This window comes from Bradyrhizobium barranii subsp. barranii (assembly GCF_017565645.3).
GTDB classification, from domain to species: domain Bacteria; phylum Pseudomonadota; class Alphaproteobacteria; order Rhizobiales; family Xanthobacteraceae; genus Bradyrhizobium; species Bradyrhizobium barranii.
Map to the genome: position 1 here is coordinate 4,201,885 of NZ_CP086136.1, position 21,190 is coordinate 4,223,074.

20 protein-coding genes are annotated in these 21,190 nt (G+C 64.0%); 9 read left to right on the forward strand and 11 right to left on the reverse strand.

Annotation, left to right across the window (positions count from 1 at the left end; all coding sequences use genetic code 11):
- Positions 1-335: 335 nt before the first annotated feature.
- From J4G43_RS19745 to J4G43_RS19760, 4 genes are all read left to right on the forward strand, one after another.
- The gene (locus J4G43_RS19745; protein WP_208086007.1) at positions 336-1,175 is read left to right on the forward strand and encodes a helix-turn-helix domain-containing protein; all 840 of its coding nucleotides are present in this window, start codon (positions 336-338) and stop codon (positions 1,173-1,175) included.
- 23 nt (positions 1,176-1,198) lie between these two features.
- Complete coding sequence (locus J4G43_RS19750; protein WP_225004976.1) at positions 1,199-1,381, forward strand: hypothetical protein; 183 nt, start codon at positions 1,199-1,201, stop codon at positions 1,379-1,381.
- A 69-nt stretch (positions 1,382-1,450) separates the two neighbouring features.
- Complete coding sequence (locus tag J4G43_RS19755; protein ID WP_208086008.1) at positions 1,451-2,317, forward strand: PhzF family phenazine biosynthesis protein; 867 nt, start codon at positions 1,451-1,453, stop codon at positions 2,315-2,317.
- A 172-nt stretch (positions 2,318-2,489) separates the two neighbouring features.
- Positions 2,490-3,527 carry an IS110 family RNA-guided transposase gene (locus J4G43_RS19760; protein WP_038381005.1) on the forward strand — a complete coding sequence of 346 codons (1,038 nt, stop codon included), beginning with the start codon at positions 2,490-2,492 and terminating at the stop codon, positions 3,525-3,527.
- A gap of 267 nt (positions 3,528-3,794) precedes the next feature.
- Here J4G43_RS19760 and J4G43_RS19765 read toward each other — a convergent pair whose 3' ends face one another.
- The 10 genes from J4G43_RS19765 to J4G43_RS19810 form a co-directional block, all read right to left on the reverse strand.
- A complete protein-coding gene (locus tag J4G43_RS19765; protein ID WP_208086009.1) occupies positions 3,795-4,406 on the reverse strand; it encodes a DUF1275 family protein in 612 nt (203 codons plus the stop codon).
- Between the two features lie 168 nt (positions 4,407-4,574).
- Positions 4,575-5,357, reverse strand: coding sequence for a 3-hydroxybutyrate dehydrogenase (locus J4G43_RS19770; RefSeq protein ID WP_208086010.1), 783 nt, complete (start codon positions 5,355-5,357; stop codon positions 4,575-4,577).
- A 34-nt stretch (positions 5,358-5,391) separates the two neighbouring features.
- Positions 5,392-7,008, reverse strand: a complete 1,617-nt coding sequence (locus J4G43_RS19775; RefSeq protein WP_208086011.1) for an MDR family MFS transporter — start codon at positions 7,006-7,008, stop codon at positions 5,392-5,394.
- Positions 7,009-7,087: 79 nt separating this feature from the next.
- Entirely contained in the window at positions 7,088-8,236 is a 1,149-nt protein-coding gene (locus J4G43_RS19780; RefSeq protein ID WP_208086012.1) for an HlyD family secretion protein, read from the reverse strand.
- Between the two features lie 32 nt (positions 8,237-8,268).
- Positions 8,269-9,444, reverse strand: a complete 1,176-nt coding sequence (locus J4G43_RS19785) for a DUF3734 domain-containing protein (protein WP_208086013.1) — start codon at positions 9,442-9,444, stop codon at positions 8,269-8,271.
- Between the two features lie 33 nt (positions 9,445-9,477).
- Entirely contained in the window at positions 9,478-10,275 is a 798-nt protein-coding gene (locus J4G43_RS19790; RefSeq protein WP_208089360.1) for an acetoacetate decarboxylase, read from the reverse strand.
- Positions 10,276-10,354: 79 nt separating this feature from the next.
- A complete protein-coding gene (locus tag J4G43_RS19795) occupies positions 10,355-11,560 on the reverse strand; it encodes an NAD(P)/FAD-dependent oxidoreductase (RefSeq protein ID WP_208086014.1) in 1,206 nt (401 codons plus the stop codon).
- A gap of 116 nt (positions 11,561-11,676) precedes the next feature.
- A complete protein-coding gene (locus J4G43_RS19800) occupies positions 11,677-11,970 on the reverse strand; it encodes a hypothetical protein (protein ID WP_208086015.1) in 294 nt (97 codons plus the stop codon).
- A 101-nt stretch (positions 11,971-12,071) separates the two neighbouring features.
- A complete protein-coding gene (locus tag J4G43_RS19805; protein ID WP_071915289.1) occupies positions 12,072-13,022 on the reverse strand; it encodes a helix-turn-helix transcriptional regulator in 951 nt (316 codons plus the stop codon).
- Between the two features lie 52 nt (positions 13,023-13,074).
- Complete coding sequence (locus tag J4G43_RS19810) at positions 13,075-14,028, reverse strand: helix-turn-helix domain-containing protein (RefSeq protein WP_225004978.1); 954 nt, start codon at positions 14,026-14,028, stop codon at positions 13,075-13,077.
- A 447-nt stretch (positions 14,029-14,475) separates the two neighbouring features.
- Between J4G43_RS19810 and J4G43_RS19815 the strand changes: the two genes are divergently transcribed.
- Positions 14,476-15,405: a helix-turn-helix domain-containing protein gene (locus J4G43_RS19815; protein ID WP_208086016.1), complete on the forward strand. Its 930-nt coding sequence runs from the start codon at positions 14,476-14,478 to the stop codon at positions 15,403-15,405.
- 8 nt (positions 15,406-15,413) lie between these two features.
- On the opposite strand, the gene J4G43_RS19820 is transcribed toward J4G43_RS19815, so the two are convergent.
- Complete coding sequence (locus tag J4G43_RS19820; RefSeq protein WP_208086017.1) at positions 15,414-16,337, reverse strand: catalase; 924 nt, start codon at positions 16,335-16,337, stop codon at positions 15,414-15,416.
- 445 nt (positions 16,338-16,782) lie between these two features.
- On the opposite strand from J4G43_RS19820, the gene J4G43_RS19825 reads away from it, so the two are divergent.
- The 4 genes from J4G43_RS19825 to J4G43_RS19840 are packed head-to-tail and all read left to right on the forward strand — an operon-like array spanning position 16,783 to position 21,188.
- The gene (locus J4G43_RS19825; RefSeq protein ID WP_208086018.1) at positions 16,783-17,733 is read left to right on the forward strand and encodes a PDR/VanB family oxidoreductase; all 951 of its coding nucleotides are present in this window, start codon (positions 16,783-16,785) and stop codon (positions 17,731-17,733) included.
- A 17-nt stretch (positions 17,734-17,750) separates the two neighbouring features.
- The gene (locus J4G43_RS19830; protein WP_208086019.1) at positions 17,751-19,091 is read left to right on the forward strand and encodes an aromatic ring-hydroxylating dioxygenase subunit alpha; all 1,341 of its coding nucleotides are present in this window, start codon (positions 17,751-17,753) and stop codon (positions 19,089-19,091) included.
- A complete protein-coding gene (locus J4G43_RS19835; RefSeq protein WP_208086020.1) occupies positions 19,088-19,564 on the forward strand; it encodes an aromatic-ring-hydroxylating dioxygenase subunit beta in 477 nt (158 codons plus the stop codon). Before J4G43_RS19830 ends, J4G43_RS19835 begins: the two co-directional genes overlap by 4 nt.
- A 7-nt stretch (positions 19,565-19,571) precedes the next feature.
- A complete protein-coding gene (locus J4G43_RS19840; protein WP_208086021.1) occupies positions 19,572-21,188 on the forward strand; it encodes an ATP-dependent acyl-CoA ligase in 1,617 nt (538 codons plus the stop codon).
- Positions 21,189-21,190: the final 2 nt, after the last annotated feature.

A 21,190-nucleotide genomic window follows, 5' to 3' on the forward strand; every position in this document is an offset into this window, starting at 1 on the left:
CGTGCTCTCTTGAAAGACGTTGCCGCGGTTTGATCCCGCGCGCGTGCCGATGAGGCACATTCCCCGGCAAAAACGGGGTTTTGCGTGAGTTTCCGACCATTGGCGAGCGCGTCAACTTACCGCAGGGCGAGATCTGTTCCGCCATCGCGGCGAACGGGACGCCCGTGCGGCCGGCGACGCCGCGGTCATACCTAGGTATGACGCGATCAACCCGAGAACCTATCCGGTGCACCCGCGCGTAGAATGGAGCGCGGGGACCGCCGAACTACTCTGCTCCCACATTCGGACGAGCCATTGGGTCTCGCCGGATCGAAAATGGGACAAGGAGTTCGACGATGTCGCTACAGATGTCACACCCGCTAGGCGCGAAGGATCATGTCGTCGGCTCGATCGGCGTCTCCGCCATCGATGGTTGCCAGTCCGGGCTTGCGGAACGTCCGGATCGCGCCGGCGAAAAGGCGATGACGCTGTCCCTCGTTCACCTCGATGTTGCCCTGGCCATCGAGACGCCCCCGCCGGGCGTGCGGAGATGCGCCGGCGACGGGCCCAGCTTCAGGGTATCGGCGAAACGCCTCGCGCGTGCCTCGGTCGAGACCGATCGGGAGGCCGGTGCAGGCGAGTTCCCGGACCCGGTGATGCGAAGCCTCTCCGATGCGCTCGCGGCAACCGAAGCGGCCCATCATCCTCACTCCGCCATCCTTGCGGACGCCTTGCGTCTTGCCATCCTGACCCGCAGAGCCAGCCGGCCGACGGCCGTCGCGCGCAACGAGACCGATCAGGCCGACGAGCGGTGCCGGTCTGTGCGGTCGTTACAGAAATGGCGCCTCAAGCGCGTGCTGCAATATGTCGACGAGAATTTGGCTGGCAAGATCACCTTGCAGCATCTGGCGGCGGTCGCCGGCCTCAGCCGCATGCACTTTGCCGCGCAGTTCCGCGCGGCCGTCGGCATGCGGCCACACGACTTTCTGCTGAAGCGGCGGATCGAACGCGCCCAGGAACTGCTGAGGCGCGCCGACGTCTCGCTGGTCGACGTTGCCTTGACCGTCGGATTCCAGACCCAGGCGCATTTCACGACGGTATTCAAGCGTTTCGCCGGCGATACGCCTTATCAATGGAGGAGCGCCTACCTTGCGCAATTCCTGCCGCTGCCTCGCGCCGAAGTTTGGCCGTCATGAGCAGTGTTGGCATTGAGGCCCTGATGCTGCCGCTGGCCGGCATTCACCTGGCGATGACGCAGCATGAAGTCACGGGCGTGCTGGAGATCGCCCGTGCTCTCGGCAACTCCTATCGCCTGGCATCGTCAGATCCGGGATCCGGCGCTCTCTATGGCCGGTTCATTTTCGATTTCTGCCGAACCATCGTCACGGTTATCGCGCGATAGCCTCGAGCCCTTTACAAGCGGGGCAGGTCAAGCGTTAACACTGCGATGGCAAACCGCAGAGCGAGAGTCATGAGAGCCTACAAAGTCGTCGACGCCTTCTCCTCCAAACCCTTCCTGGGAAACCCCGTCGCAGTCGTCCTTGATGCTGAGGGGCTGGCGACGGCCGAAATGCAGGCAATTGCCCGCTGGACGAACCTGTCGGAAACGACATTTCTCTCGCCGCCCACGAGTTCCGAGGCGGACTACCGCCTGCGCATTTTTACCCCCCGCAGCGAACTGCCGTTTGCCGGGCATCCGACGCTCGGCAGCGCCCATGCGGTGTTGGAGGCGGGCCGCGTGATGCCCCGGGGCGGTCGTCTCGTCCAGGAATGCGGTGTCGGGCTGGTGCGGATTGCCGTGGAGGGCGACGGCGCGGAGCGGCGTCTGACGCTTGCGTTGCCGCCGGCGAAGGTCACGGCTCTTTCAGCCGCAGACGTCGACGAATTGGAGGCAGTCATCGGGCATCGGATCGTTCGCGAGGTGGCTCCAGCGATCGTGGATGTCGGGGCCGTCTGGGTCGTCGCGCAACTTGCCGACGCGGACAGTGTGCTCGCGCTGACCCCAGACTTCCGGCGCTCGGCTGCCTTCGAGAAGCGGCTCGGTGTGACCGGGCTCTCGCTTTTTGGCCGTCACGCTGATGGCGAGGCGGCTATCGAGGTGCGTTCTTTTGCACCATCATGCGGCGTCGAGGAGGACCCGGTATGCGGCAGTGGAAACGGCGCCATCGCCGTGTTCCATCGCGACCGCGGTCTCCTCAAGGCCGGGACGAGCTACACGGCGGCGCAGGGGCGCTGCGTCGGGCGCGATGGCCGCATCGCCTTGGCGATCGAAGCGGACGGCGAGATCAGCGTTGGCGGCGCTTGCGTTACGTGCGTGGAAGGCAAGATTGCCGGTTAAGCCATAGGTTGCTGGTCGATCATGCCGCGCTTCGGCTGCGGTACTCATATTGAATCAGATGGGGTATTCGGCCTGTTGCTGAGCCCCGCGTTAGCAGGGTGCTGCGCTTCAGGTTGATGATAAACGTGGTCTGTTTTCGAACAGCCACAAGCATCAGACGGAGAAGCGCAGCATGAAACATTACGCTGGACTGGACGTGTCGGTCAAAGAGACGTCCCTGTGCATTGTCGACGAAACGGGCCGCATTTGCCGGGAAGCGAAGTTGGTGAGTCACCCGGACGATCTTCTTGCTGCACTCAACGATCCGATTTGGCGGTTTGATCGGATTGGGCTCGAGGCTGGACCGCTGTCGCAATGGCTGTTCAGCGGGCTGGCGGAGGCTGGCCTGCCGGTAATCTGCATCGAGACGCGACATGCCAAGGCGTTCCTCAAGGCGCAGGTGAACAAGAGCGACCGCAATGATGCGCGTGGCATTGCGCAGATGATGCGCGTCGGCTTGTTCCGGCCTGTCCACGTCAAGACCCTGATCAGCCAAAAGCGACGGGTCCTGCTTGCCGGTCGCAAGCTGCTTCAGGAGAAGGCCATTGCCATCGAGAATGACATTCGTGGGCTGTTACGCAACTTCGGCTTGAAGGTCGGAATTGTGGGGGTGATCGGCTTTGAACAACGTATCCACGAACTCGTCGGCGGTCAGCCGGAGCTGGCCGAACTCATGGAACCGCTTCTCGTCGCCCGACGCGTTTTACGCGAACAGTTCACACAACTGCATCGCAAAGTGCTTCTACTTGCCCGGGAAAGCGAGGTCTGTCGTCGGTTGATGACGATCCCTGGTGTCGGCCCCGTCACGTCGCTGGCCTTTATCAGCACGATCGACGTTCCCGCCCGCTTCAAGAGTTCGAAAGCCGTCGGGCCGTCCCTTGGATTGACGCCAGTTCTCAACCAGTCCGGCGAAAGCCACCGCATCGGCCGGATTTCGCTGTGCGGTGATGAAGCCATGCGAGCGCTACTCTATGAGGCCGCACAGGTCATGCTGACGCGGGTGCAGAAATGGTCCTGGCTCAAGGCGTGGGCCATGCAGATCGCCAAACGACGCGGGCAGCAGAAGGCGATCGTCGCTTTGGCGCGGCGGCTCGCCGTCATCATGCACCGCATGTGGAGCGACGGAACGGAATTCCGCTGGACACGGGAGGCCACGCCCGCGGCACAATAGTGCGACGCGCGGTCCACGCACCCGTTGTTTAGCGGGAGGAGGTCCCTCGCGGGACGATGGACGAGATGAGTTCGCTTTGGGCTCTTGTACGGTCGCGTCCTTGCGATCAGCACGCGAGTCAGATTGTTCCGTCTCGTTCTACTGATCCCATGCTGGGAGAGCCATACGGCTGATCCCGAAGAGAAGCACGGCCCCGCGAGCGGTACCGAACCCAAGGAGGCACCCAATCAAGCCCTTGACTAAATCCGGCCGAATAGAGAAGACCCGCTAACGCACTGCGATCGCAACGGCAGACAAGGCTGCTGGAAGGGACCAGGCCCAGTCTCCCAGCACTGAAACGGCCGCCGCGGCGGCGACACAGCCGAAGATGAAGCCGAGCAAGCGATGGAGCGAGCGACCCAGCGGCGTTGAATCATGCGGCAGCAGAGGGGTGCGTGGAGCGAGCAGGTCCATCGTCGACAAGACGGCATTGGCCAGATTGCCGATCATCACCGCCGTCGAGATCGCGCCCGGCAGAGCGAGGCGAAGGAGCGCGTACTGGCAGGCCATGGCCGACACGGCGATCATCGCGGCCGCGCCGGCCCGGGATCCAGCCGCATCGGCAGATGGCCTTGTGATGACGCTGAAGATCAACAGCGCGGCCAGCACGAGGAACTGAACCCGAAGCAACAGTCGCGCCAGGCTCGAACCGTGCCGGCCGGAAGCTTGGGCGATCAGCCAGACGGTCGCCAAGGTCAGCATGAAAACGGGAATCGCCAACAATTGTGCCCAATGAAACGGGCCACCATCGACGGCAACGACGGCGGCCAGCACGATGTTGCCGGTCACGTGAGCCGTGAAGATATGACCCAGCGTGAAGAAGCCGGTGAAGTCGACCATTCCGGCGATGATGCTGAGCAGCGGTGGCAGCCGCGCCTCCAGGCGCGACAGCTCCGCAGCGTCATCCGCTGAGTCCGCGGACCTTTGCAGCACGAGGAGGTCTCTGGCGAGCAGGGACATCTTTGGCTACTCCAATGCTGGCCGTCTGCATGGGCCTCTCACTGTGGGCTACTGTGCCGTCCATCCGCCATCGACCGCGATCGCGGTGCCCGTGATCTGGTCCGCCGCGGGCGAACACAGGAAGGCCACGGTGCCTCCAAGCTGCTCCGGAGAGACGAACTCGGACGACGGTTGTTTCTCGCCCAGGAGTGTCGCGGCGGCGTCCTTTTGGCTGATGTTCTTCTGTGCGGCGATGTCGCTGATCTGCTTTTCGACCAAGGGCGTCCGCACCCAGCCGGGACAGACTGCGTTGCAGGTCACGCCGCTGCCGGCGGTCTCCAGGCCAACCACCTTGGTCAGGCCGATCAACCCGTGCTTGGCGGCGACGTAGGCCGCCTTGTGCGTCGATGCGACGAGGCCGTGGGTCGAGGCGATGTTGACGATCCGGCCCCAGCGCTGCTTCTTCATCTGGGGCACCGCCGCCGCGATGCCGTGAAACGCGGCCGACAGATTGATGTCCAGGATCGCATGCCACTTGGCCGACAGAAATTCTTCCACCGGCGCGGTGAACTGGATGCCGGCATTGTTCACGAGGATGTCGAGGCGTCCGAACGTCTCGATTGTCGCGGCGATCAATCGGCGCACGGCATCGCCCTTCGACATATCGGCGCCGTCGTAGACCACGCGCACGCCGTGCTCGCGTTCGATCCCGCTGCGGATGGCTTCGATCTCGCCGGGGTCGCCGAAGCCGTTCAACACGAGGTTGACGCGGAGCCTGGCCAACTCTCTGGCGATTCCGAGCCCGATACCGCTGGTCGATCCGGTGACGATAGCGACCTTATCCTTCAACATGGCAGTTCCTTTCGACGTCAGGTGGGGTGGGGGACTAGTGGGTGCCGCCGGCCTCGATCTGGCCGGGTTTCTTCAGCATCATCGAGGCGGCGAGTGCGACGATCAGTGCGACACCGAGCAGGTAGAACATGTCGCCGAAAGCCAGGACGAAGGCCTGCTTCTGCACGATCTTGCCGATCGCGACATAGGCGCGGTGAGCGGCGTCGATGCGATCGGTCACGCCGTGGTTCATGAAATACTGCGTCAGCTTCTCGAGCCTGGCTTGCGTGGCCTGCTCCAGCAGCGAGACCGACTGCGTCAGCACGTTGGAGTGATATTGCTCGCGCTTGGTGAGCAGCGTCTGCAGCAGCGCGATGCCGACGGCGCCGCCGAGGTTACGCATCATGTTGAACAGGCCCGAGGCCGAACCCGCGTTCTCCGCCTCGATGCCCGATGTCGCGACAGCCGACAGCGGGGCGAACACCAGCGCCTGACCGAAGGCGCGGACGACGTTCGGCCAGAAGAGCTGGTCGGTGGCGTAGTCGTTGGTCATCGAGATGTTCATGAAGTTGGATGCTGCGAACAGCGCAAAGCCGACGCCGATGATGAGCCGCGCGTCGAAGCGCCGTAACAGCTGCGGCACCAGCGGGATCAGCAACAGCTGCGGCAGCCCGGTCCAAGCCAGCACCATGCCGATCTGCTCGGCGTTGTAGCCCTGGATGCGCGATAGATAGACCGGCAGGATGAAGACCGAGCCGTAGAGCGCGATGCCGAGCAGGAAATTGGCGAGGATACCGAAGCCGAAATTGCGACGCGCCAGGAGGCGGAGGTTCAGCAGCGGCTTCCTTGCCGCCAGCTCGATCCACAGGAAGGCCGACAGCGCGATCGCCGCGACGATCGACAGCTTGACGATGAACGGCGAGCCGAACCAGTCGTCCTTGTTGCCTTCCTCGAGCACGGTCTGCAGCGCGGCGAGGCCGATCGCCATGGTGGCGATCCCGGCCCAATCGCCCTCGCGCAGCAGCGACAGCTTCATCGGTTGCGACTCGAGCGAGACGAACAGCAAGCCGATCATGACCGCGCCCGGCACCAGGTTGACGTAGAAGATGTACTGCCAGCCCCAGTTCTCGGTGAGATAGCCGCCGATGGTCGGCCCGATCGCGGGCGCAAAGGTCGCGGAGATCGCAAACAGCGCCAGCCCGATCGGCTGCTTCGCCTTTGGCAGCAGCGTGATGATGAGCGTGAACGCCATCGGGATCAGCACGCCACCGGTAAAGCCCTGCACGGCGCGCAACACGATCATCTGCGACAGGTTTTGCGCCAGCGCGCAGGCCGCCGAGAACACCAGGAACAACGTCGCATTGGTCAGGAGATAGATGCGGATCGAGAACGCCTGCGCCAGCCAGCCGGACAGCGGAATCACCACAATCTCGGCAATCAGGTAGGAGGTCGAGATCCAGCCGCCATCATCGATACCGGCCCCGATCGCGCCCTGGATGTCAGCCAGCGAAGCGTTGACGATCTGGATGTTGAGCACCGCCATGAAGGCGCCGAGCGTGGCGCCGGCGATGGCGATCCAGGTCTTGGCGGAGACCGCCGGGGCCGGTGTGGTGACGGACCGCTCGCCTTCGCCGGCGGGCACGGCATCGATGGCCGGTTGCAGTGTGGTCATGGTTGTCTGCTCGTCGCTTGCGAGAGAAGCATTGCCTGAACGGATTGTCCGGGAGGAGACGACCGCCAGGGACGCGTATTCAACTGCGAGGCTCGGGGCGGCGCGATGCGAGGCGCTTCTTGCTTTCGCGTTCGGCGATCGCCGCCGATTTGGTATTGATGGTCGGCTCGGTCGACATGCCGGGACGGAGCAGGCCGGTCAGGCTGCGGTCGTCGAGGACGATTTTCACCGGCATGCGCTGCACGATCTTGGTGAAGTTGCCGGTCGCGTTGTCGGGCGGCAGCAGCGCGAACTCCAGGCCGCTTGCCGGGGACAGGCTGTCGACATGGCCGTGCAGTCTGGTGCCGCGGAAGCTGTCGATGGTCAGCTCGACGGGCTGGCCGCCGCGCACATGGGTGAGCTGGGTTTCCTTGAAATTGGCGACGATGTACACGGCATCGAGCGGAACGACGGCCATCAACAACGTACCGGCCTGGACGAACTGCCCGACCCGGAGTGAGCGCGCACCGACGGTGCCGTCGACCGGCGCGATGATGCCGGTGTAGGACAGGTTCAACGCCGCCTGCTGCTCGACCGCACGGGCGCGGTCGCGCTGCGCGACTGCCCTGGCGCGTTCGGTGGAGAGCACGTCGACCTTGCGCTCGGCCGCGAGCAGGCCCGACTTGGCGTGCTGCAATTGCGCGGCGGCGGCGCGCAGCGCCGCATCGGTCTGCTGCGCGCGCTGCACCGTGCCGGAGCCCGTCTTCATCAGCCCGTCGTATCGGACCTGCTCTTCCTGCGCGAACTTCAGATTGGCCGTGGCGGCAGCGACATCGGCCGTGCCTTGCTCGATGATCGGCTGCTGCAGGGCAAGCTGTGCATCGAGATTGCGGACAGTGGCGTCGGATGCGGCGACGTCGGCGCCGGCCTGGTCGAGCGCGGCGCGGAAATCGCGATCGTCGATCTTTGCCAGCAACTGGCCGGCCTTCACCGTCTCGTTGTCGCCGACCAGGACCTGCGCGATATAGCCCGACACCTTCGGCGAGATGATCGTGGAATCCGCCTTCACGTAGGCGTCGTCCGTGGTCTCCAGATAGCGGCCGATGGTGAGATAGTGGTGGCCGAACTCGGCTGCGGCGGCGACGCCCAGGGCCAGTGCCAAGGCGAGGGCGGCCCGCTTGATCGCCTGCCCGGATGGCCGAAGGCTGGTTTTGGCGCCCTGCTCGGGAGCATAGGGAATGGAAGACATGGTATTCTCCGAAACGAGGTGGGCGGTGAGATTCAGCCGCGGCGATGGACGTCGTGGGTGACGATGCCGAGCTCGGGAGCCGGCGGGTCCAGGCGTCGCGGATCGGCCAGCGTGCGGCGGATATCGTCCAGTCCGCTCTGACAGTGAGCGCGCATCGCGCTCAGCCCGAACTCGTAATCCCTCGAGTGGCCCTCGTGGATCTTGGTCTGATAGATCAGGTGCACGATGTTGTAGCAACGATGGCGCGCCATCTCCGCGATGGCGCGGATCTCGGGATCGTGCCTGGCGGCGTCCGGCAATTTCGCGATCGTGCGCTGCAAGGCCTGACGCATCTTCTGCATCCGCAGCACCTGGTCGGTTACGGCGCGTGTGCGGCTCGAATACTGGATGTCCTTCTGCCGGCTCGACACTTCCATCATGTCGTGGGGAACGTGGCCCTTGGCCGACCAGAGATCGATCTGGAACGTCAGCGTGTCACACGGCTCGCCGGACAGCACGCGAGATAAAGGCGTGTTCGAAACCACGCCGCCATCCCAATAGTGCTCGCCTTCGATCTCGACGGCGGGGAAGCCCGGCGGCAGCGCACCCGATGCCATGAAATGCTTCGGTCCCAGCCGGCGCTCGGCGGTGTCAAAATAGGTCAGGTTGCCGGTGCGGACGTTGACCGCGCCGACGCTGACGCGCACGTCGCCCGAGTTCAGCCGGTCGAAGTCGACGAGCCGTTCCAGCGTCCGGTGCAGGGGTGCCGTATCGTAAAAGCTGGTCGCGGAGTCGCCCGAGAACGGTGACCAGAGCGGCGAGGGGAAGCGTGGCTTGAAGAAGCCCGGCTGGCCCTGGATCAAGGCCCGCGCCGCCGCCATCGCGTTGCGTACCGAGTTGATGTCGAACGCAAAGGGCAGGGCGTTGGCGAGCCCTTCGCCGGCGGGCCACTCTATCGAAAAGGCGCAGATGGTTTCCCAGAACTCGCGCAACCGCGCAACACGCTCGCCTTCGGGCGAGCCCGCGATGATCGCGGCGTTGAGCGCGCCGATCGAGATGCCGGCCAGCCAGTTCGGCCGGATGCCGGCCTCGTGCAGGCCTTCATAGACTCCGGCCTGATAGGCGCCGAGTGCGCCGCCGCCTTGCAACACCAGGGCGACGACATCGTAGGGAAGCGAATTGCTCCGCTGCGGCACAGGATTGGTTTGCTCGCGCATCACGTTCAGCATTTTGAGGACTCCCGATGGTACGGATGACGTCGATCAGTCGGCATTCGCGTCGACCAGCGTCTCGGAGGATCCGCGCCGCCGCACAATTTCGCTCGAGGCCAGATAGTCGTGGACCACGGTGCCGAGCCCCAGTGTCAGGTCGGCAACGATATGCTTGGCCGAAAGCACCTGGAGCACCGGCAGCTCGGCGACGGGGGCAAGGGCGTGCGAGTACAGGTCGAGCGCTGCCGGCCCAGTCCAGGCGCCCTTCACGGTGATGTCTTCGAGATGGAAGCGCACCAGCTCGCAGATGCGCGGCGTGCCGTCGACATGCGGAATGATCTTGAGCAGGAAATTCGGTGCGGCGAGCTTTTTTGCTTCGGCCGCGGCGTCCAGGGCCCGGTGCTTGTAGCCCATCGTGCCGGTCGCGATGCGGACCGAGCCGTAGTTCAAGGTGCCAACCAGGGTGTCGGTCTCGACCTCAAGCTTCGGCTGCGCCAGCTTCTTGGGAAAGCCCCAGAGCTCGCGCCCGCCCGCAATTGGCGGATGATCGTTGAGGAACATCTGGTGGACGAAGCTGCCGGCCTTGCCCTGATAGGACACCGGAATGACCTGCCCACTTTCGGTGTAGTCGCCGAATCCGGTCGAGTCCGGCATTCGGATGAACTCATAGTTCACCACAGGTTCGGTGATTTCGAGTGGTGCCGGCACGATCCGGCGCAGTGCCTCGGGATCTGTCCGGTACTGGATGATGAAGTATTCGCGATTGATGAAGCGATAGGGGCCGGGCGGGAAAGCCGGGCTGGTCAGCGGCATGGCGAACGCGCTCGCGCGCACGGTTTCGTGTTTCATCATGGTCGGCTCCGGTTGGTATGGGGTGATCGGGCCGGGCCCGCGCACGGTCGGCGCGGCCCGGTTTCGCGTGAGGCAGCTAGACTTCGCCGACGTGCTCCGGATCGGCCGAGGCCAGCGCGGCCGCGCGTTCCGGTCGGGGCGGATAGATCCAGACAGTATTGATCTGCTGCTTGGTCCGCTTCGCCTCGTCGCCGACGAGCTCGAGCTTCCGATCCCAGCCTCGCGTGAAGATGGCGCCGGCTTCTCCCAGATCGAGGCAGGTGGCGTAGGCCTTCTGGTGATAAGGCCTGGTCGCGACACCCAAAAGTTCGGCAGCGGCATTGTTGCCGGCAAACGCGCCCATTCGCGTGGCATGCTGGCACGACATCAGCGCGTGGTTGCCGACGTCGTCACACGCTGCTTTGGCGGCATCGCCGGTGGCAAAGACGCCGGCGACACCAGGCACGCGCAAGTCGCGGTCGACAAGGAGCCGGCTCAGATTGTCGCGCTCGGCCGGGATCTGCGCGGTCAAAGGAGCGGCGCGCATGCCCGCGGCCCAGATCACGGTCTCCGCTTCGATGTGTTCGCCGCTGGAAAGCGTGACGCCAGACTTGTCGAGCGAGGTGACACCGGTGCCGAGGCGGGTCTCCACGCCAAGCTTGCGCAGCGCATCCTCAATGACGGGGCGGGAATCTGCGCCCATATCGTGAGCGATCGTGCTGTTGCGATCGACGATGACGACACGCGCCTTGGCGTTCTTGCCGAGGACCGCACGCAGCCGCGCCGGCATCTCCGTCGCCGTCTCGATACCGGTGAACCCGCCGCCGGCCACGACGACCGTATCGCGTCCGTTCCTTGCCGGCCGATCGGCCAGATCATGGAGATGCCGCTCCAGCGCAATCGCATCGTCGAGCTTGTCGACGCTGAAAGAGTGCTCGGCGATGCCGGGGATGTTCGGTCGGAAAAGCCGGCTGCCGGTGGCAACGACCAGCCGATCGTAGGAGAGAGTCTGCTTCGTGCCTTCGGCCGTGACGAGCTCGATCGCACGAGACTTGGTATCGATGGTCCCGGCGCTGCCTTGCACGTAGACGACGTCGATGGCCTTCAACACGTCTTGCAGAGGTGCCGTCAGGGTCTCGGGCTTGCTTTCGTAGAGGCGGGGCCGGACCACGAGCGTCGGCTCCGGTGCAACAAGCGCGATCTCGAGTTGTTCGGGCGAAGCGCCCTGAATGTCCCGCAGGCGCGCGGCGGAAAGTGCGGCGTACATGCCGGCAAAGCCGGCGCCGATAATGACGAGTCGCATTTGATGATCTCCTGTGGATTGAGCTTTCCGGGCATGGGCGCGTCATCGCCGCCGCCACTCTCGTGGCGGCTCGTCGAGACCGATGACGCGAAGACGTGAAGTGAGATCGCGAATTCTCAGGGAGAGGGGCAGCCTGGCATCGAAGCCATCGGCGGCGGCCAGCGGTGACGAAAGAAAATTGGCTCGATGGCGTTCGGACGCCAGTCGGCGTACGGAAGCTGGCCGCCATCTCTGTCGATGATGGGCATTACCGGACTTGCGTTGTGTACGGACTGCGCCGGTATCTCCACTTCCTCGCCGGTTGCCGAGGTGAAGCGAACGGCCAATGAAAGTCCGTACATGACGGCACTTGCGGCCATCCTTCGTCGCGGCACGAGTTTGACCGGACTAGCGAAGTTCTTCCAGGTCATTGTTCGTCTCCGTCTATTGGATCGAGGGCACCCTGATCATTTAGCGGAGCGGACCTGCAGTTGCGCCAGAGCGATTGCTCTGCCTGCAGAGTGATTGCTGCTTAGCGCATGCGACGTCGCCAATCGCTCGGCGTTTCTCCCGTCAATCGCCTGAACGCGGCGGCAAAGGCGGTTTGAGAGGCATAGCCAAGCTCAGCCGCCACCGTGGCGATCGGGATTTCGGTGTCGCGCAGCGTGTTCATGGCCTGCTCGAGCCGGTGCTGGCGCAGCCAGCTATGCGGCGAAAGACCGGTGCTTTCCTTGAAAGCACGACAGAAGTGGAAGCGAGACAGGCCGGCGTCCGAAGCGAGCGCCGCAAGAGAGACGTCGGAATCGCTGTCCGAACGCAAGCGTTCGATCGCGCGTCGCAGAGCTTGGGGAGCCAGCCCGCCTATGATCGGCTCGATGGCGGTCGGCTCGCCGATGTGCGCGGCCAGGATGCGCGTGGCGATGATATCGGTCAGTCGCTGCCTGAAGAGTGCATCCAGAACCGCGTTGCCCTCCAACACATCCGCCCCGCTCATCAGCAGTCCGGATGTGACAGGGTCGAGATGCCCGGTTCGCTCCAGAAGATCACCGGGAATGGGCGCGTCGGCTTCGCGGGCGACGCGTTCGAGCGTTGCGTGCGGAAGATACAGCTGGACGACATCGACAGGACCGGGAATATCCCATCTGGCGCTCGAACCAGCCGGGATGATCGTCACGACTCCGGAACGGGCCGTTCCAATCGCAACCGATTTTCCGGCGCGTCGCTCCAGGCGCTGAACGCCTGTGGGGTACGTCATGATGACGTGGTCGGTCATGGGCTCGACGACGTCGTGCAGAGCGCCGTGCTTCCAATGCGCGATGCCGCCATTGGAGGGGTCTGAAGCCATCTGCAGCGGCGCGGTCTTCAGGATGCGCGCCATCTCCACATCGGCACGCCGCCGCTCGACGTTCGGCGAGTCGCTGTGGCGCGCACCGGGTGCGGCAAGCAGAGCCCCCAAAGGATCGTGCAGGATTGGCTTGTCCATAGAGCTATTCTCGCGTTCGGAACGCACTTCGGGACCGGCGGAGCGATTGCTACTAACGCACGCGTCGTCGCCAATCGCTCGGCGTTTCGCCGTTCAATCGCTTGAACGCCGCGGCGAAGGCCGTTTGCGAGGCATAACCAAGCTCTGCCGCAACCAGGGCGATCGATGCGTCGGTATCGCGAAGCAGGTTCATGGCCTGCTCGAGTCGGTATTGGCGCAGCCAGGCGTGAGGCGAGAGCCCGGTGCTTTCCTTGAATGCGCGGCAGAAGTGGAAACGCGACAGGCCGGCATCGGAGGCGAGGGCATCGAGGGAGACGTCGGTATCGCTGTCCGAGCGCAAGCGCTCGATGGCACGGGCCAGGACCTTGGGCGAAAGCCCACCGATGGTCGGCTGGAATGGGGCTTGCGAGCCGGTATGAGCAACCAGGAGACGCATCGCCAGGAGGTCGATCAACTGATGCCTGAACAGCGTGTCCAGGGCCGCATTGCTCTCCAGCGTGTTGACCGCGCTCAGGATCAAACGGGACGTAATGGGATCAGGATGCGCCGTTCGCTCCAGGAGTTCGCTCGATGTGCCGCTCGCGGCTTCGTCGGCGACGCGTTTCAGCGTTGCGTGGGGGAGATAGAGCTGAACGACGTCGACGGGCTTCGGAATATCCCATCGGGAGCTCGATCCTTCGGGAATGATGATCACAGCCCCGCGACGAAACGTTCCAATCGCAACCGACCGTCCTGAGCGCCGCTCCATGTGCTGCACCGCGCCGTTGTAGGCCATGATGACGTGGTGGCTCATGGGCTCGACGACGTCGTGCAAGGGTTCGTGTTTCCAGTGGGCGATCCCGGCACCGGAGGAGTCCAATGCCACGCGAAATGGTTCGGTGTGGAGCACACGCGCCATCTCGGCATTAGCGGCACGCCGCCCGGTCGTCGACGACTGGCCTTGGCTTGGCTCGGATGCGGCCGGAGGATTTTCACGCGCAGAATTGTGCGAGATCGGTTTGCTCATTGGACGTGCTCGTCTCAGGGGCCTTGCACTCGCGGCTGAGCGCGATTTGCGCGCCCGGCGTGAAGCCATCGCTTCTTTTGCGCCCGTACGGGTGCCGCAGCGCGCCGCGAGCGCTCGGTGTCGTTTTCTAGGCACGTGGGACTACGGGGTCTTTCCTGAAACCGCGGTGCTTTTCCTGATTCTGCTCAAAGCGCTCGGACGCGAGATCTTGTGATCGGCGGTCCCTGGACGACTGCGGAGAATTAAGCTCATGATTTACGCATTAGATATTGAAATCGCTTCTGAAAATGGCTTTGCCACAATCGGCCGCGGCGCCCCGTCGCAATCGCAAATCACGCCGCGACGCGACTGGACCGCCGTACTCCGAAGCGGATAATGCTACCGACCTCCAGGGCGACGGCAGTCAGATGGGTTGCCTGGTCAAAATTCCACGGATGGGTCGATCGAATGGCACTGGCGGGCACCTTCGGACAGAGGGTCAAGCGGCAGTTGAGCCTGGCGGATGCGCCGCCTTCGCTGATCACGCGGTCGCGGCGAGGCGTCGACGTTGCGGTCACCGAAACCCTGAACAGTGAGCCGGTAGAGGGTCTTTGCGGCTCGCTTGCCGACGACGCCTATCTCGTCAGCCTGAAGCTGCAGGATTATCCTGACTGCGAGCTCTGGGAGCACGGCAAGTGCTTCACGAGGACGGACGTCAGGGCCGGTACGACCTATCTGTACGATCTCCGGCACGATCCGCGCTTCGTCATCGACAAGCCGTTCCATTCCGTCCATTTCTATCTTCCACGTCTGACGCTCGACGGAATCGCGCGAGAAGCCCGCACGCCGCCCATTGGCGACCTCGCGTGCCGGTATGGTTTCGGCCATGACGACGAGATCATGCGCCATGTCGGCGCCCTGATGTTGGAAGGACTGCGTCGTCCGGCGGAGGCCAACCAGCTCTTCATCGACCACATGATGCTCGCGTTCACGGCCCACATTGCCCAGACCTATGGCGGATGGCAGCGCGTCGCGGATGCGGCCCGGGGCGGTCTTTCCCCATGGCAGGTGAGGCGAGCCTGCGAAGGGCTCGACTCGGATCTCGGCGGGACGCTTTCACTGCAACAGATCGCGGCCGAGTTTGGTCTCTCGGTTAGCCATTTTTCCCGCGCGTTTCGAATCTCGACCGGCCTCCCGCCTCATCAGTGGCTGCTCCGCCAGCGTGTGAAGGCGGCAAAGCAGTTGATGACCCTGCGCGACGTGCCGCTGTCCGAGATTGCGATCTCGGTCGGGTTCGCCAATCAAAGCCATTTGACGAAGGTGTTCTCGGCGCAGGTGGGCGTCAGCCCGGCGGCATGGCGCCGCGAAGCGCTTGGCATCAGGGACAGCGAGACGTGATCGTCCGATCAGCGGCGCTGCGCCAGTGAATTGGCGTAGGCGGCGCGTCGCGCCACGAAGATCTCATCCGGCGGATAACCGATGCCCTCCGCAAGATTTGCCGGATCGAAGCCGGAAGTATCGCACGTCTCGTCGGCTTCGATCGCGGTGATCACGATCGTTCCGAGCCGTACGGCTTCCCGGCTGTCCTCATCCGGCCACCGGATCGTGACGTCCTGCGTCGGGTCGTCGGGACGGCCGAGCAGCGCCATCAGGCTGAACCGGATATCGCGCGTTGCGATCCTTCCTTTGAGATCGTCGTGCAGGACGTCGGCGGACGTCGCCCTGGCCTTGCCCCCGATCGCCGCAAGCTCGCTACCGACCGGGACGACCTTGAATTTGATGAACTGCGTCTCGCCCTTCGAATTCGTTGCGGGGAAGGCGTGGACGGCCCAGTAGGTCGTGCCGGCAAAACTCGGGGGAGGCGGATGCGCGGCGATGTAGTTCGCCTGACGCAGCGTATCGGGATTGGCGGTGGAGAAGGCCTTGATCTTCTCCAGGTCCGGCCTGCCGTCGCGACCGGGCATGCGCGAGGTGAGGAATGCCAGCATTTGATCGAGCGTCCTCGCATAATGAACCGGAGCGCTCTGTGTGAGGATGTCGGAGCGATGCTCGTCGTTGCCGAGCCTGAAGCTGAAGCCGCGCAGCGCGAGATCCCTGGTCTCGGATTCGTGGGGACCGCCGTCCACCGAGAAGCGCGCCAGCACGCGCGATGGTGTTGTGAAGCTCCGCGACTTCGTGACCTCGTCGGCCCGATCCGAAGGGATGTAGGTCCCCCGGACGCAGCGGCCCTTGGCAAAGCTCGCGCGTGCCTTGGGTGGATGACCCAGAACGGCCTTCTGAGCCTCGACAATGGAGGCGGGTGTGGCGGTGCCGCTCGGGAACAGGGACATGGCTTGGTCTTGGATTTGCTACCCCAACCCTTAGCGGTGGGGCTGCTTTCCCGCTCCAGAGCGATTGCTGTGGTTGCAGCGCGATTGCTGTCATCTTGCGCGGTCACCAGGGCACTCAACGCGGCGTCGGTGGATCGTTTACGATAAAATACCTCAGTAAAATGAGCGGCTTGAGTTGAAGTCTTCCCACGGCCCATGATGGATCGGGGCGGGCGCTCAAAGGCGGCGTGTGCACGGGCAGCAAAGTCCATTGAAAGCACGGCCGGCCGTTCTTCGGAGTGATCTGCTGAGGCGTGGGCAACCTCGGAGGGGGCAGTGCCAACCGTCCTGCACCAACGAGACGTGCCTGGGACTGCAATCCGAGCCTGAGCCCGCGCCGACGATTGACAGCTAATTATTACATGTCTAAAAATATGCAAATTCATATAATTCGTGAGATGCCTGAATGGACACGCATCCGCTCAAGCTCAAGGTCAGATCGTATGCCGCGGAGACGCCGTTCATACGGAGCCTTGTGCTTGGCGTGGAGGACGGCGTCGCGCCGCGATGGCAGGCGGGCGCACATATCCGCGTGGCGCTCCCGAATGGAGGCGACCGGCCGTACTCGCTGATGGCTTTGCCGGGCCTTCCCGAGGGTATGCTGGCGCTCGGGGTGCTGCGCGAGGAGGCTTCGACCGGCGGCTCGCAGTTCATGCACGCGCTGAAGATCGGCGATGTCGTAAAGGCAACGGCGCCGGTCAACAATTTTCATCTGCATGAGGGCGCGGCGCCCGCGCTGCTGTTCGCCGGCGGCATCGGTGTCACGCCGATCCTGTCGATGGCGGTGAATCTCGCGGCCCGAGGAAGCCCGTATCGCTTGCACTATGCGGGCCGCACGCAAGGCCTGCTCGCGTTCGTGCCGCACCTGCAGGAGATTTGCGCCAAGGGGCTATCCATTCACTACGACAGCGACGAGTCCCGCCTGGACATTGCAGCGGCGCTCGGCGATGCCGCCGCAAACGCCCACATCTACGCCTGCGGTCCGGCCGGCATGATCGAAGCGGTGAAGGCGGCTGCGCTCGGCAGGGACATTCCGGCAGACCGCATCCACTACGAGCTCTTCAAGGCCGAGCAATCGTCCTCGGCCGACTTGCCGTTCGAGGTCGAGCTCAAATCGACCGGGCAGGTCGTCAGCGTCGCGGCCGGCCAGACCATCATCCAGGCGCTGGAGGCTGCGGGTCTCGACGTGCTCTACGACTGCCAGCGCGGCGATTGCGGCATCTGCCAGTGCGGCGTGATCGAAGGGGTGCCCGACCATCGCGACGTCATCCTCAGCGACGACGAGAAGGCGTCCAACAAGGTCATGCAGATCTGCGTGTCACGCGCGAAGTCGGAACGTCTGGTGCTGGATCTCTAGGGGAGGCGAGGGACGTCATGGCGAAATACGGACAGAATGCCGACGCGATCGCGGCGCTGGTGCGCGAGGCCGAGGTGCACCGCGACGTCTATGTCGACCCCGAGATCTTCGAGCTCGAGATGGAGCACCTGTTCCCGAACAGCTGGATCTATGTCGGGCACGCGAGCCAGTTGGGAAAGCCCGGCGATTTCATCACGGCCAATATCGGCCGTCAGCCGGTGCTGGCGAGCCGCCACGCCGACGGCTCCATCCACGTCTTCTACAACCGCTGTCCGCACAAGGGCGTGAAGATCGCCTCCGAGCCCTGCGGCAACACCGGAAAGTTCTTCCGCTGCCCCTATCACGCCTGGTCGTTCAAGACCGACGGCTCGCTGCTCGCGATCCCTCTGAAGAAGGGCTACGAAGGCACCGGCTTTGGCGACACGCAAGCGAATGAGGGGCTGTCGAAGGTCAGGAACGTCGTGATCTATCGCGATTTCATCTTCGCCCGCCTGAGCGACGACGGCGTGTCCTTCGAGGATTATTTCGGCGAGAGCCTCTCGACCATCGACAACATGGTCGACCGCTCGCCGGAGGGGAAGCTCGCAGTCCAGGCGACGCCGATCCGCTACATGCACACCTGCAATTGGAAGATGCTGGTCGAGAACCAGACCGACACCTGCCATCCGATGGTGGCGCATGAGAGCTCGGCCGGCACCGCGGTCAAGGTCTGGAAGCGCGAGCAGGGCGATTCCACGGAGACGCCGATGGCGGTGCAGCTCTACGGTCCCTTCATGAGCCCGTACGAGTTCTACGAGCAGAGCGGCATCAGGATCTGGCCGAACGGCCATGGCCATACCGGCGTCGCCAACTCCATCCATTCCAACTATTCGGACATCGAAGGCTATGTCGGCCAGATGGTCGCGGCGTATGGCGAGCAGCGGGCGCACGAGATCCTCGGCGAGGTCAGGCACAACACGGTGTATTTCCCGAACATCATGGTCAAGGGCGCCGTGCAGATCCTGCGCAATTTCATCCCGATCGCGGTCGACAAGACGCTGGTCGAGAGCTGGGTCTATCGCCTGGTCGGCGCGCCGGACAAGCTCTACGAGCGGGCGTTGATGTACAACCGCTTCATCAACGCGCCGACCTCGATCGTCGGGCACGACGATCTCGAAATGTACGAGCGGGCGCAGGAAGGACTGAAGTCGAACGGCAATCAATGGGTCAATCTGCGGCGCCTCTACGAGAGCCATGAAGAGCAGGACGTCACGGCCGTAATCAACGGCACGTCCGAGCGACAGATGCGAAACCAGTTCCACGCCTGGTCGAAATTCATGACCATGAACATGGACAAGCGTGTCGAGGCCGCAGAATGATCGACGAGAAGGCCATCACGGACTTCATCTATCTGGAAGCCGAGCTGCTCGACACGATGCAATGGCAGGCCTGGCTCGATCTGTTTCACCCCGAAGGGCGCTACTGGATGCCGCTCGAATGGCAACAGCGGGATCCAGTGCTCCAGCCCTCGTTGATGTACGAGGATCTGCTACTCCTGAAGGTGCGGGTCGAGCGGCTCGCCGGCGAGCGGACCTTCAGCCAGAAGCCGAAGAGCCGTTGCCATCATCTTCTCCAGGCACCGCGGATCGTGGCGTGCGATCCGACTGCGGGCGTCTACAAGGCGCGGACGTCCTATATCTATACCGAGACCCGCGGTGATCTGCTGGAGCGCTATTCGGGATGGGCGTCGCACGAATTCGTAGAGGTCGGCGATGCCCTGAAGATCAAGCTCAAGCGGGTCGATCTCGTCAATTTCGACGCGCCGTTCGGCAACATCCAGCTTTTCATGTGAGTACGCCTTGACCGCTGCGACCACAGTCTACGCCCGCTTTCGCGAGACCGCCCTTCGCCGGGAGGAGGCGGGCTTCCTCAACGTGCTGCCGGAGACCGCCGATATCTATGGCATCGCGGCAGGCGAGATTTCCTACCGCGCCATGCTCGACCGGGTCGAGCGCTGGCGCGCAGCCTTTGCAGGTCGGGGCTATGGCGAAGGCCACAGGGTCGGGCTGCTACTCCAGAACCGGCCGGTGTTCGTCGAGCTGTGGTTCGCGCTCAACGCGCTCGGCGTCTCCGTGGTGCCGATCAATCCCGATTTGCGGATCAGCGAGCTCGAATACATCATTGCGCATTCCGAGATGAATGCGGCGTTCGTCCTCGCCGAGCGGCGCGACGAGGTCGAGACCGCGGCGCGCCAGGCCGACCGGCCGATCCCGGTCGTGACTGATCAGGACGACGTTCCCGTGCCCCTCGGAGGTGTGCGGCCTTCGACCGCCGGAAACGAGGCGAGCGAATGCGCGCTGCTTTATACGTCTGGAACCACGGGACAGCCCAAGGGCTGCGTGCTCACCAACACATATTTCCTGCATTCCGGAAACTGGTATCGCGATGTCGGCGGGCTGATCGATCTCAAGCCCGACTGTGAGCGCATGATCACGCCGCTGCCGCTGTTTCACATGAACGCGATGGCGGTGTCGCTGATGGCGATGCTGTCGGTCGGCGGCAGCCTCACCATGCTCGATCGCTTCCACCCGCGTACCTGGTGGGCTTCCGTGCGCGATAGCCGCGCGACCTGTCTGCATTATCTCGGTGTCATGCCCTCGATGCTGATGAGCGCGCCGCCGTCCGAGCAAGACCGGGCGCATACCGTGCGCTTCGGGTTCGGTGCCGGCGTCGACAAGCTTCTGCATGCGCCGTTCGAGGAGCGTTTCGGCTTTCCGCTGTTGGAGGCCTGGGCGATGACCGAGACGGGAAGTGGCGGCGTCATCGCCGCCAATATCGAGCCGCGCAAGATCGGCACGAGCTGTTTCGGACGCCCGGGCCCCGAGGTCGACATTCGTATCGTCGACGACAGCGGCAACGACGCGCCGGTCGGGACGCCGGGCGAGCTCATGGTGCGGCGGGCAGGTGCGGACCCGCGTTACGGCTTCTTCCGCGAGTACCTGAAGAACGAGGCCGCCACCGCCGAGGCGTGGGCCGGCGGGTGGCTGCACACCGGCGATATCGTGTCGCGCGATGCGGACGGCGACCTCCATTTCGTCGACCGCAAAAAGAACGTGATCCGCCGTTCCGGCGAGAACATTGCCGCGGTCGAGGTCGAGTCCGTCCTCAATCGCCATCCCGCGATCCGGCAGGCCGCGGTGGCCGCGACGCCCGATCAGGTGCGCGGCGACGAGGTTGCGGCGGTCATCATCGCCGAGGAGGCCGGTGCTGACCGCGCGCGCGCCGAGGAGATCGTGCGCTGGAGCCTGGAGCAGATGGCCTACTACAAGGCGCCGGGCTGGATCTGTTTCGTCGACAGCCTGCCGTTGACCGCGACCGAGAAGATCCAGCGCGGCGGCCTGAAGGATTTCGTCGCCAGGCTGATGTCTGACGGTGCGTTCTTCGACCTTCGCGACCTCAAGCGGCGGCAGGTTTGATC